The sequence below is a fragment of the Moorena sp. SIO3I6 genome (assembly GCF_010672095.1).
This window is the reverse complement of the sequence record NZ_JAAHHU010000058.1, coordinates 1-11,790: the sequence shown is the minus strand read 5'-3', so window position 1 is coordinate 11,790 and position 11,790 is coordinate 1. Positions and strand designations below refer to the sequence as shown.

The window sequence follows — 11,790 nt, the reverse complement described above, 5'->3', positions numbered from 1 at the left end:
ACCAAACCTTATTTATGGCTAAACCGAAACCAATTCCAGCGATTACTCTGCCACCAGCTGCAAATCCTGAGCAGGAAGGTGAATGGTTACGAGAAACTCTTGCGCAATGGCTAGATCAAGAGTTTCTCCCAGAAGCAATTAATCAAACGATTGCACAACGAGCAGCCCAGATTTTCGTCCGTCAACGGATGGAAGGAGAAAATGATTTGGGTTCACTTGTGATTGCTATTGTTACAGAAATGCAGTCGTTTGACTTTCGAGAAAGTTTTTACGGCGAATTTGCGATCGCTAACGCTGTCAGTGACCTACTCTTACAAAGTCTTGGCATTGACCGCTGTTGTGGGCAGTAGATGTTTCAGGTTGAACGCGAACGCGTGGCCTATTGGCCAAGGTTTTAAGGTTGAAAGTTCCCAGAGCGTCATGCAAGGGCCCGTTGAAGCTCAAGGCAGAGTGGCTATGCTCCTCTTCAGTAGGAAAACCCTAAGGGTAGACTCGGGTATGTCAGACAACCTAAAACCTTCAACCAGTTAACCTGCAACCAGTTAACCTGCAACCAGTTAACCTGCAACCAGTTAACCTGCAAACAATTAACCTACCAGCTTGATTTAACCACACCTGGCAATAGACCTTGGTGTGCCCATTCCCGCAAGACATGGCGAGATAGTCCAAAGTCTCGGTAGTAACCTCGAGGACGCCCTGTAACCCAACAACGGTTCCGCACACGGCAGGGGGCGCTGTTGCGGGGGAGCTGTTGTATTTTCCGGTGGATCTCTAACCTTTCTCGTTGAGTCGCAGCATTTTTAAACTCTTCCTTGAGCGCCTCCCGCTTAGCTGCGTACTTTTCTACCATTTTTTTGCGCTTTTTTTCGCGCTCAATCATTGATTTTTTAGCCATTAATTCTCGAAATTCTATTCTTTAACAAGACACTGTCTTTTTATCTTATCCGATCGCCTTAATTAGTTTTCCAGCGATCTGTTGTAGTAGTAGTTGCCTGAGGCAGATTGGCACTGGCACATAAATCCGCCAAAACACAAGCATCACAATCAGGTTTTCGGGCTTTACAAATTGCCCTACCATGATAAATCAGCCGAATTGACCAGTTTTCCCAATCCTCCTGGGGCAAAAGCCCCATTAAATCTCGCTCAATCCTGATCGGATCGGTGTGTTCTGTCAATCCTAAACGCTGACTCAGGCGCTTGACGTGAGTGTCTACCGTGACTCCCTGGTTAATACCATAGGCATGGGCAAGTACTACATTGGCGGTTTTACGAGCAACTCCAGGCAACTTGAGGAGTTTGTCCATTTGTTTCGGTACCTGACCACCGTATTCCTTAACAATCATGCGGCAGGCACCTTGAATATTTTTCGCCTTATTACGATAAAAGCCAGTAGAGCGCACTAAAGTTTCCAAGACTTCTATATCAGCACTAGCGATCGCAACAGCATCAGGAAACTGGCGAAACAACCCTGGTGTTACCTGATTCACACGTTCATCGGTGCATTGAGCTGAAAGAATGGTTGCCACCATTAACTGTACTGGCGTTTCGTAATTCAGTGTGCAGGTGGCGTCCGGATAGAGTCGCTTAAGGCGAATTAGAATCTCTAGGGATCTTTGCTGCTTGGCAGACCATTTACGGGTAATACTCATGGGTTGGAAGGTTGGAAGGTTGGAAGGTTGGAAGGTTGGAAGGTTGGAAGGTTGGAAGGTTGAAAGGTTGGAAGGTTGGAAGGTTGAACGTTGGCTAGATAAGCGCCAGTTAAAGGTTAGAAGGTTGGAAGGTTGAACGCGCACGCGTGGCCGCAAGGCCAATGTTGAGAAGATCGAGGGTAAATCTCTTCTGAAGCTATACCAGTAAAACCCACAGGATCAACTAACCTAGGTCAATAAATCTTTGAACCTCTAACCTGCAACCTCTAACCTGTAACCTGTAACCTACAACCTGTAACCTGTAACCTGTAACCTGTAACCTGCAACCTGTAACCTGTAACCTGTAACCTCTAACCTGTAACCTGTAACCTGTAACCTCTAACCTGTAACCTGCAACCTACAACCTGTAACCTATAACCTGCAACCTGTAACCTCTAACAACCAAACACGGGTTACTGGAATAAGTTTTGTACCCAACCCAGGTTAGCTGTATCCCGAATAATCAAGAAAACACCTAAACCCAGAAGCAGCACTAGTCCAGTTTGCATAATATTCTGCTGTACTTCCATGGGCAAGGGCTTACCTCGAAGTCCTTCAATCAGTAAGAAAGCCAACTGACCACCATCAAGGGCTGGTAGGGGCAAGATATTAATAATCGCTAGATTGATACTAATCAGAGCTGCAAACTGTAAAAGATTGACAGCGTTGGAACGAGCAATATCGGCTCCAATCGCCACAATTGCCACTGGACCAGACACTTGTTCCGCCGTTTCGCCAAAATTACTCAGTAGCTGACCAAAGCCTTCCAGGGTTAAGACTGTAATGCGTTGATATTCTTCGGCACCACGACTGAATACCTCCAGCAAACTACCAGCACGTTGACGCACTTCTTCTCCATTGGGAGACAGTTGTACACCAATTTTTCCTTTCCCATCTATCCCTGGTTCCGGAATCACCTTTAACAGTAGCGTTTGTTTTTGACGCTGAATCCGCATTTCCAGGGGCTGGTTGGGATGATTTTGAATCGCTTTCATCAGGAAAGTAATCCCTTCCCGGTTTGCTTCCAACTCCTGACCATCTACGGCGAGAATGATGTCTCTTGGTTTGATGCCTGCTTCTGTAGCCACTAAACTGCTTTCTGGGGCAAGTTGAGGCACTACCACACCCGGTTGGTAGTTGAATTGCGAGATGCCAACCATTCCTACCTGAGCCACAAGCAGGAAGTAAGCAAAGACCAAGTTAGCAATGACACCAGCACTAATCACAATTGCCCGGTCTAGAATCGGTCGGTTGCGGAGCAAATTGGGATCATTGGGAGGAATATCGCTATCGGGGTCATCATCAGGAAAACCCACAAACCCCCCTAGGGGAATCGCTCGCACTGCATACTCAGTTTCTGGACCCTGATATTTCCATAGAATTGGACCAAAGCCAAGAGAAAAGCGATTGGCATAGATTCCTTGCAGACGAGCTGCCATAAAATGACCCAGCTCGTGAACAAGAATCAAGACTGCCAAAACTGCAATCGCCGCCAAAATTGACATATAAGTGAAGAATTTATTTAATGTAATGTTAACTTCATTTTTCTATTGTATAGGCATTGCAATTAGGCTCTAGGCTCTAGGCTCATGGTATTACAACAAATCTCGCCCCATATAAGGCTGTAGAGCCTCTGGTATCTTAACCGTTCCATCGGGTTGTTGATAATTTTCCAGAATGGCTGACATAGTACGCCCCACTGCCAATCCTGAGCCATTGAGAGTATGAACAAAGTTAGTGCCTTTTTTGCCGGACTCTTTGAAACGAATCCTACCCCGCCGTGCCTGGAAATCAAAGCAATTAGAGCAACTGGAAATTTCCCGATATGTACTTTGCGAAGGCAGCCAAACTTCTAGGTCATAGGTTGTAGCGGCTGAGAAACCTATATCCCCTGTACACAGTTCTACAGTCCGGTAGGGTAATTTCAAGGTTTCCAAGATCGCCTCAGCATTCTTAAGCAGTTTTTGATGCTCTTCGGAGGAAGTACTCGGATCAACAATTTTCACTAGCTCAACTTTATTAAACTGGTGTAGTCGAATTAGACCCCGGGTATCCCGTCCATAGCTACCCGCTTCCCGGCGAAAGCAGGGGGTGAAGGCACAGAGATTAATGGGAAGTTGCGATGCTTCAAGGATTTCGTCTCGGTAGAGATTGACCAATGGCACTTCTGCTGTGGGTGCTAACCACAAATCATCATCAGAGCACTTGAAGCTGTCCTCGGCAAACTTAGGCAACTGACCGGTAGCGGTTAGGGATTCACTGTTGATCAGTACCGGTGGCATCACTTCGGTATAGCCAGCAGCAATTTGCTGGTCAAGCATGAAGTTAATCAGTGCTCGTTCCAAAGCAGCACCAGCCCCGATCAATGTCACAAATCGACTCTGAGCGATTTTCACCCCTCGCTCAAAGTTAAGAATGCCGAGTTTTTCGCCAATTTCCCAATGGGGGATAATCGGGAAATCCTTGGCAATGTACTCATCACCCCAGCGATGGACTTCTACATTTTCTGCTTCACTCTTGCCAATCGGTGTGGATTCCCAGGGCAAGTTGGGCAGGGATAGCAAGAGGGTGTTCAGCTGGTCTTTTAGGTCTTTTTCTTCGGGTTCCAGTTCGCTCAACTTAGTTTTGATTTGGTTACCCTCTTCCTTGAGCGACTGAATTTCTGGGCTTTGTGGAGGACTACCCGATTTGATTTTTTGACCAATCAGCTTACCAATTTCATTACTACGAGCCTGCAACTGGGTGCGGGATGTTTCCAGCTCCCGCTGACGCTGATTCAGTTCCAGAATAGGTTGTAGGTCATATTGATTGACACTACGTCGGTCGAGTAGTTCTTGAACCTTTTGTGGATTTTCCCGAATTTGCTTTAGGTCAAGCACGAGTTTTCTCTACTAAAATGGCGCGATCGCATGATCGGTACTCATCTGAGCAACATGGATCTAACTTCACCAATTTGCCACAGTTTTCTTGCCAACGGCAATTAACTTCTGCTGGGAGTCGGGAGTCGGGAGTCGGGAGTAGGGAGTAGGGGAGTAGGGAGTAGGGAGTAGGGAGTAGGGAGTAGGGAGTCGGCTGGTGAGCTGGTGAGCTGGTGAGCTGGTGAGCTGGTGTGAGGTATGTTGGCTACCGACTGACTCGATTAAATAGCCACAGGGAAATGGCTATGCCAACAAAATTAGCAAAAATAGTGTTGATGTTTGCCTGCACAACAAACAGGTCTATCGGTGGAACATCATTACAAGCCAACCCAACTGGATTTTGTTGCTCAGCTAGAGCTAGGGCTACAAGGCTGCCTATGACTGCAAATGAGCCAATGATGGTCAATAACATTCCTACTAAACTCACAATCAAGCCCAGCCTAATCGTTTGAAGGGTTTGAGCTTTGCTTGGTATGTCTGACCCATTGGCAGCTAGCAGCCGACTAGCGATTCCAGTGTAACGGTAGGCAAAATAAATGCCTATACCTAAAGCCACTAGTCCACAAACTACGAAAAAAAGACCGAAGCCGATGCCTTGACCCGCTTGATTGTCAGGTTGAGGGGTGGCAAGGGTAAACCCTGCAAATACTAAAATCAGCGTAGAAATAACCCCTAGGATTAACTGAGTCCAGAAGGAAATCCAACCGAATCTGCGCAGGGTTAGGGCAATTTTTTGACGAGCTGGTGGGATGGAAGTGTCAGATATTTCTCGCATGGGGGCTGTGTCCCTTGAGTAATCACTTTTGAACCGCCTACCACGCGCTCCACAACGCGAAAAGACGTAGGGCTAATCTTGGGCTGGAAGCTAAACACCCTTGTGGTCGATCGGGGAGGGTCAGCAACCAACGACTTTATTGTGACAAGGATTGATCACACTCGCAATTCATCCCTAGCTAAATCCCAGATAAAGGGCTGAGGGACTTCTTGCGGGAAGCGTTAATTTTATACAAAATCTGCCTGAATGGGTCGTATGTAAGCTTCCCCACGGCTAGAAGCCGGGGGCAATCCGGCGATTCTAGAGCGTGTTGGTTTCAGTAGCCCTAGCAGACTTAACGCGCTCAGACTCGAAATTATTGAATCTAAGGGTTAAGCGCCGAACCTCCAGGCTGGCTTACTCTACGAATGCGAGGGATTGCTCGCATTCGTAGCTTCTATAACCGAGTCGTTTCCCGGACAGCCCCAATACTTCGATTTGCGTATCACTCGCCGATACTAACCTACTGGCATGGCCGTTTCTCCGAAGTAAAAAGAGTGCCTTTGCTCATTTCAGTTATGTTTATTCTACAACAAGATACTGGCTATTCCGGAAAGTTTGTTAGCTAACCTCAAGGGTGTTGAAGCCTTGACCATTCGGTCACGCTGCGCGAACGGTTAGCTGCGGGGGATTATCCCTCCCTATGCCTAAAGGCATAGGGAGGGATAATCCCCCGCACCCCCTATTTTTGGTGAGATGATCCACATTAATAGTTCACTTTTGTGTTAGACTAACCCCCACTTATACCAATCCCAACTTACACCAACCCCCACAAAAATTATTAAGCTTTAACGGATTTAAATTGTGAATGGCGGTTTATCGGGGGATGGGTAGATTGGGGATGGGTAGATGGTAGACTCGCTTTTGCACAAGTGGCAAGATCTGAAATTGAAATGGATATTAGCTTAGATATTAATCCCTCCATCCTCCCATCCTTCCATCCGAGATCATCCTCTCTAGCTCGCATCAATGAAATTGGTGTTACTGGTCTCCGTTGTCTTCTTTCCCGATGTTCCCCTTGATAGTCGGAAGTTTAGGATCAGGGTTTCGAGCAATTATTAAAGTTGATCTTTACGTTTTAGGTGTGTTAAGTCGAAAATTCATTAAACTTTCATCAAATTAGGGAGGTATTTAAACCCTACGCCAGAGATTTTTAAGTTATAAAGTGTGATAGCGATGTACCTACCCAGGTTAATCGTTTAAATAAAACTCACTGCAAAACGCGCGTGAATTTCCCAGGGTGCCTCCAACCATCAGTATTTGCCAGAAAACCCTCTAATCCCATCTAGAAGAACTGGGAATTCCAACTACATATGCAGATGAAATTCGAAGATATCTATAGCTTTTTCCAAGATCCTCCACCCAACTATCTCAATAAAGAATTAGCCGTATGCTATGTTCTATCGGTGTTGTTGCAAGGAGAATCTTATGGAACACAACTGATCCAACAACTAGAACAAGAATACCCCACCTATCGACTTTCAGATACTGTCCTCTACAGTGCACTGAAGTTTCTTGAAGAAAAACAGGCAATTTCAGCCTACTGGCAAAAAGTAGAAGGAAGAGGACGCCCACGCAGGATGTATCAAATCTGCCCAGAGTGGCAGGAGAAAGCTATAGAACTTGCCAGTTTTTGGCATGACTATATGGCTGAGGAAACAGTGGGGAAAATTCAGTCAAGGACTCCCTGCCACCAGTCTGTTGTTGAGTCAGTTAGGTAGGGAAGTAGCAATTTTTTCCAGGGTGCTTTCCCGTGAAAACCCTGGTGGCATAACAGAAGTCAGGTGATGCATTGTCTTGCCCAGATCTGAATTCAGGTGAATTCAGGGCGTGCTAGCTGCTAGCCATCTACCCATACCAGTATCTTACAGCCTCTAGCTAGTGGGTACGGAGTAGCGTGACCTGACCAAAGCGTGTCTAATAACTTGTAAAGTAGTAGCAAAGGATGTGTATTTTTATAGTTAATATTCAGTGAATACCACTATTCTTGCTTCTACACTTTGGCTAACTCTTTTATTAGCAGTAGGTTTGTTTTTCTTTATTCGAGCCTCTGTGAAAGACCGAATACAACAAGTCAAGTTAGCTTCCCCAGAAACAGAAGAATCGCTTCTAAACCAGTTGAAGCAATATTTTTATCAAAGAGCCTACCAGGTGGTGGCGGTGGATGCTGCCACTAATCAAGTCACGTTCCAGGGGATAGTCCGACCGAGTTGGTTTATGGCTATCTTTTTAACCGTCCTAGCTGCCTGTGGTATACTCTGCTTATCCCTAGTGCTATCTATTTTGTTTCCGACTTTGACTAAGGTGTTTTTGGGGCTAGTGGCACTAGCTCCCGCTGCAGGGGTTTTTTATTGGAAAAAAGCTGAGCGACTCGAACAGGTATCTCTAAAATTAGAATCAGCGTCTACCCAAGCCCCTGGGGATCAAGCCGCTGCGGAGCAATGTTTGGTTATAGTCACTGGCCATCGCGATGAACTAATACAACTTCAACAGTCTGTCAAACTAAAACCCTTGTCGTAAGCAAGCAGGGTTTGACATCTTCCCACACTATAACCATAATAGGTAATTTTACCAAGATACTTAGCCCTCCTCAAGCCTTTGAGTTTGAGGAGGGCTAAGTAAAAGCACTTTCAATAAATATTACCAGTAAGGTTTCAGCGGCTACGAGCGACAACCCCTACCTTTTTTAAGGGAGAGTTGATTAATCGCAAACTGGGAAACAGAAAATGATTCTCTTCCACATATTGGGCACCGAAGAGCCCTTTTTCTGCCCAGAAATAACGGTCTGTGGTATGCTCGTTACGTTTGACCAGTAGTAGGGCAGGTGGAACTATCCCTTGTGACCGAATGTATGCGCGTGCTGCTGTAACCGGTTTATACTCGCCACTTTCTAGATTGTACTGAGGTACATGCTCAAGTATCTTGCGCCCTTCTTGGCGGCGGCGACTCTTACGCTTACGTCTTCTTGCCAACCTTTTTACCTCCTCTTTTTGCTGGCAATTGTAAAGATAGTTACAAAAGCCGTCGAAATTATATCGACTCTTTCTAAAAAGATCAAGCTCTTGTCATAGAACTAAACAACCCGGCTGAAACCTTTGACAGCAATACGTTAGGGGATTTTCCGTTTCCTCATTACCTCCGGAAAATTAATACAAAAATTTAATAGTTTTAATAAAACTTAAATATAATTAGAAAAAATAGCCTTAAACTCATCCAACAATTACACTGATGGGGTGATGGGGTGATGGGGTGATCAGATGATCGGGCAATGGATGTAACGGATATTTGCCAGAGGTCTAATGACTGATTACTGATGACTAAAGCTCACTAAAGCATAATAGTCAATTGTTTAAGGGGTTCGACATTATAGAAGTAAAGCTGATAGTGGCTTAACTTCCAGTAGGATTAACCCAGATCACTCATCTATAGCTCATGTTCACTCGCGTCAGTTCAGAATTTGTCTCCCTGTGTCGAAACCAAGTGGCTTTATTAACCCAAGGACTGGGAGCAGCTAGTGGTGCTGTATATTTAACGGAAGAATTCGTTGAGGGCAATCAGGCAAAGCTAATTCCTGTGGTAGTTTATCCGGAAACAAGTACCGTGCGGGATATGAGTGATCCTGACTGGGTTTTGCCACAGAAAATAGGTGAGATTGATCAGATTCCTAGATTGTCCAGCAGCTTACCTCGGCTACTCCCTCAGGGAAATAACCAAGAGCAAGACGTGGGTTCAACCTCTGTAGTAGGATCTGAAAATTCTCTGCAGCAGCAGCACCAAATCGTTTTACCTCTAATCCATGAAGGGATAGTGATGGGATTATTGGTGAGTGTTCGTGATGATAGACCTTGGAATCACACAGAACAGGCAAGTGTGGAACGCATTGCTAGAACCTTAGCGATCGCATATGTCATAGAACAGCGTCAAGGTTGGTTTGAGCAGCAGTTGACTCAGCAAAGACGTCTACAGGCAAAACAACGGGATATGCTCGATGATCTGCTGCATCAATTTCGTAATCCCCTGATGGCGTTACGAACCTTTGGTAAGCTACTGCTGAAGCGACTGGTACCAGGAGATAAAAACTATCCAGTGGCTTCGAGCATTATACGAGAAAGCGATCGCTTACAGGAGTTGCTGCAACAGTTTGATGCTTGCCTGGACATGAACCAAACCGATACAGCATCCCTCACGTTACCTGTAGCTACAGCTGAGGCTTCTTCATCCCCACAATCAGATGATATTGGGGAGATTTACCCAACTAGTCACTCCGAACCACACTCCACCCTAGGGGAATTTCCCCTACTCACGGACAAAACTGTTCCTTTGGAACTGTTTGCGGTCAAGGATGTCTTAGAACCCTTGCTTATATCTGCTGACGCTATTACTCAAGAGGCTAATTTGGAGTTGCATTGCTCTATTGCCCCTAACTTACCTTTGGTGAAAGGGAATCCTAAGGCTTTACGGGAAGTGTTGAGTAATTTGATTGACAATGCTTTGAAGTACACCCCAGCTGGAGGAAAAATTGATATCCAAGTTGGTGTTGGACAATGGCTTTCACATGGTGATGCCATAGCGATCGCAATTAGTGATACTGGTCCAGGTATTGCTCCAGAAGACTTAGACCATCTGTTTGAGCGGCATTATCGGGGAGTTCAAGCTAATGGTCCTATCCCTGGTACTGGTTTAGGATTAGCGATCGCAAAAGAACTGATGGCATACATGCAGGGTGATATTGAAGTCTTGAGTCCTGCCAAACTACTATCGACTGAGGAAAATGGGGAATTATCCATTAGTCATGGTCAAGATAACTCAAGGATTGGAACAACCTTTATCGTTTGGTTGACTTACGCTCAGTAGCCCTTTAGTAATTGGTCAGTAGATAGTTGTTGTTGAGATACTCTTAAACCGGCATCAATCGGGATAAACCCGGATTAATCGGTCAAGGTGCAATTTATTGTAGTCTAAGTGAGAAGTGGTCGTACAGCAATTGGAGTTAAGCCTGCCACTCGCTATTTAGACGTTCCTGGCATCTCGGCCAGAAGTTCCTTAAAAGCCCGAGTTTTGCTATGTTTAGAGTCAATCCATCCAAGCTCGACTGCATCAAGCAAACTCAATCCCATACCTTTCAAGAAACGCGCGGTACGACGCAACAATACTGCTTGAACCTCGGTTCTGTTCATGTACCGAGAAATTTCGAAGTCTGTACCCCGAGCAAGGATGTTCTTTGCAGCATTGCAGTCAGCCTGTAACACGACCCCATTAAATCTGGTAAAACTGTCCCCGCTCCTCTTCCCTAAAAGGGTTCCAGTCACGGAGTCAATTTGCGACGTGTAACTAGGCTGAACTTCTGTAACAACCGATCCAGTCCAATTAGCCCATTTTTGTAAGGAGTCCCGCATTACTCCTTTCATCCAACTATTGAGCCTACGAGACATAGTCTTGGACTGACGCTTTCCTTTGATCGGTTGTGTCAAATCTGAGGCCGTAGGCCACGCTTCGCGAACAGAAAATACTTTTAATGATTCCCCGTTGAAAAGGGATTTAGATGCAGCTCCTATAATAGCCGTAAGCTCTGACTGATTTTGTCTGTAACGGCGATTCTCAGCTTTTCTGGTTAGATTATTTTCAAGGATACGAGCCGACTTAGCTGGGTCAAGTTTTTCTAGCTTTCTATGAAGCGCCCAGAGCTTTCCCCTGTTACGATTCTTGGCACAGATTCTATCGGATTTTTTAGTCGCTACTTTGCCCAAACCCTTTCCGTGAGCCTGTCCATCTGAATCATAGAAAGCCTCTGTGTATCCTTTGTCCACCCCTATAGAACGGCGTTCAGTAGGGGTTTCTATAGTTCCGTAGTCTACTAAGAAGTGAATCTCAAATCTTTGTAGGAGCTGATTATAGATTAATCTAATTTGCCCACTAATTTTGCGGTTAGACCTAACAACTATCTTGTTCCTTTTTCCTCTTTTTAGCCCAGCTAGCTCTAGTTGACAAGTGTTACGAGAGAGTCTTTTACATTTGTATCCTACTTGTTGGTAGACTATCTGATTTTTGACCCAAGAATGCCCCCGTTGAAACTCCTTCCTAACAAGTCTATGTAGGAGTGGGCTGTCCAGAAAAGCTAAGGTTTTCAGCTGCTTACAAAGCTCTTTCCTTGTCTTTTGGTTGTTTTTCCCAGGAAACCTTTTGTAGATTTTCTTGATTACCGCTTCAGTACAAGCTGCTTGTTGAGCTGTGATGGCCTTGGCGACATCATTGATAGTATTAAACTAAGCCGAGGGGTCACCCCCGCCGACTCGTCTTCAAAACCGTACGTGACAGTTTCCTGTCATACGGCTCCTCATGGCAGGAACACACTTTCATTGGTACCTCTATA

Annotated in this window: 12 protein-coding genes and 1 pseudogene; 4 read left to right on the top strand and 9 right to left on the bottom strand. The window is 45.4% G+C overall.

Annotated elements, in window-relative coordinates; genetic code table 11:
- Positions 1-14: 14 nt before the first annotated feature.
- Entirely contained in the window at positions 15-350 is a 336-nt protein-coding gene (locus F6K49_RS17925) for a hypothetical protein (RefSeq protein WP_071104310.1), read from the top strand.
- A 169-nt stretch (positions 351-519) separates the two neighbouring features.
- Here the strand turns inward: F6K49_RS17925 and F6K49_RS53440 are convergent, their stop codons facing one another.
- The 7 genes and pseudogenes from F6K49_RS53440 to F6K49_RS17900 form a co-directional block, all read right to left on the bottom strand.
- A complete protein-coding gene (locus F6K49_RS53440; RefSeq protein WP_365939976.1) occupies positions 520-654 on the bottom strand; it encodes a pentapeptide repeat-containing protein in 135 nt (44 codons plus the stop codon).
- Complete coding sequence (gene rpsN, locus F6K49_RS17920; protein WP_008178551.1) at positions 593-895, bottom strand: 30S ribosomal protein S14; 303 nt, start codon at positions 893-895, stop codon at positions 593-595. The genes F6K49_RS53440 and rpsN overlap by 62 nt, the downstream gene beginning before the upstream one ends.
- Positions 896-953: 58 nt before the next feature.
- Positions 954-1,649 carry an endonuclease III gene (gene nth, locus F6K49_RS17915; protein WP_293098737.1) on the bottom strand — a complete coding sequence of 232 codons (696 nt, stop codon included), beginning with the start codon at positions 1,647-1,649 and terminating at the stop codon, positions 954-956.
- Positions 1,633-1,692: pseudogene (locus F6K49_RS53435) on the bottom strand (hypothetical protein); the annotation flags it as partial. The gene nth and the pseudogene F6K49_RS53435, both read right to left, overlap by 17 nt.
- Positions 1,693-2,101: 409 nt before the next feature.
- On the bottom strand, positions 2,102-3,193 hold the full coding sequence (gene rseP, locus F6K49_RS17910; protein WP_293098716.1) for an RIP metalloprotease RseP: 1,092 nt from the start codon (positions 3,191-3,193) through the stop codon (positions 2,102-2,104).
- Positions 3,194-3,283: 90 nt separating this feature from the next.
- Positions 3,284-4,567, bottom strand: coding sequence for a serine--tRNA ligase (gene serS / locus F6K49_RS17905; RefSeq protein ID WP_293098712.1), 1,284 nt, complete (start codon positions 4,565-4,567; stop codon positions 3,284-3,286).
- A gap of 244 nt (positions 4,568-4,811) precedes the next feature.
- On the bottom strand, positions 4,812-5,381 hold the full coding sequence (locus F6K49_RS17900; RefSeq protein ID WP_293098709.1) for a DUF3611 family protein: 570 nt from the start codon (positions 5,379-5,381) through the stop codon (positions 4,812-4,814).
- A 1,358-nt stretch (positions 5,382-6,739) separates the two neighbouring features.
- On the opposite strand from F6K49_RS17900, the gene F6K49_RS17895 reads away from it, so the two are divergent.
- Positions 6,740-7,141 carry a PadR family transcriptional regulator gene (locus tag F6K49_RS17895; RefSeq protein ID WP_070396653.1) on the top strand — a complete coding sequence of 134 codons (402 nt, stop codon included), beginning with the start codon at positions 6,740-6,742 and terminating at the stop codon, positions 7,139-7,141.
- Between the two features lie 250 nt (positions 7,142-7,391).
- Positions 7,392-7,940 (top strand): cofactor assembly of complex C subunit B, encoded by a 549-nt coding sequence (locus F6K49_RS17890; RefSeq protein WP_075899385.1) that lies wholly within the window; start codon positions 7,392-7,394, stop codon positions 7,938-7,940.
- A 134-nt stretch (positions 7,941-8,074) separates the two neighbouring features.
- On the opposite strand, the gene F6K49_RS17885 is transcribed toward F6K49_RS17890, so the two are convergent.
- Complete coding sequence (locus tag F6K49_RS17885) at positions 8,075-8,392, bottom strand: DUF3155 domain-containing protein (protein WP_070392821.1); 318 nt, start codon at positions 8,390-8,392, stop codon at positions 8,075-8,077.
- 460 nt (positions 8,393-8,852) lie between these two features.
- Between F6K49_RS17885 and F6K49_RS17880 the strand changes: the two genes are divergently transcribed.
- Positions 8,853-10,274: an ATP-binding protein gene (locus tag F6K49_RS17880; RefSeq protein WP_293098706.1), complete on the top strand. Its 1,422-nt coding sequence runs from the start codon at positions 8,853-8,855 to the stop codon at positions 10,272-10,274.
- Positions 10,275-10,426: 152 nt separating this feature from the next.
- Here F6K49_RS17880 and F6K49_RS17875 read toward each other — a convergent pair whose 3' ends face one another.
- A complete protein-coding gene (locus tag F6K49_RS17875) occupies positions 10,427-11,227 on the bottom strand; it encodes a zinc ribbon domain-containing protein (RefSeq protein WP_293098703.1) in 801 nt (266 codons plus the stop codon).
- Positions 11,228-11,790: the final 563 nt, after the last annotated feature.

What these genes read in the sequence shown, in the direction of transcription:
- F6K49_RS17925 (WP_071104310.1), top strand. Translation starts at nt 15, where the DNA reads ATGGCTAAACCGAAACCAATTCCAGCGATTACTCTGCCACCAGCTGCA.
- F6K49_RS53440 (WP_365939976.1), bottom strand. Translation starts at nt 654, where the DNA reads ATGTCTTGCGGGAATGGGCACACCAAGGTCTATTGCCAGGTGTGGTTA.
- rpsN (WP_008178551.1), bottom strand. Translation starts at nt 895, where the DNA reads ATGGCTAAAAAATCAATGATTGAGCGCGAAAAAAAGCGCAAAAAAATG.
- nth (WP_293098737.1), bottom strand. Translation starts at nt 1,649, where the DNA reads ATGAGTATTACCCGTAAATGGTCTGCCAAGCAGCAAAGATCCCTAGAG.
- rseP (WP_293098716.1), bottom strand. Translation starts at nt 3,193, where the DNA reads ATGTCAATTTTGGCGGCGATTGCAGTTTTGGCAGTCTTGATTCTTGTT.
- F6K49_RS17900 (WP_293098709.1), bottom strand. Translation starts at nt 5,381, where the DNA reads ATGCGAGAAATATCTGACACTTCCATCCCACCAGCTCGTCAAAAAATT.
- F6K49_RS17895 (WP_070396653.1), top strand. Translation starts at nt 6,740, where the DNA reads ATGAAATTCGAAGATATCTATAGCTTTTTCCAAGATCCTCCACCCAAC.
- F6K49_RS17880 (WP_293098706.1), top strand. Translation starts at nt 8,853, where the DNA reads ATGTTCACTCGCGTCAGTTCAGAATTTGTCTCCCTGTGTCGAAACCAA.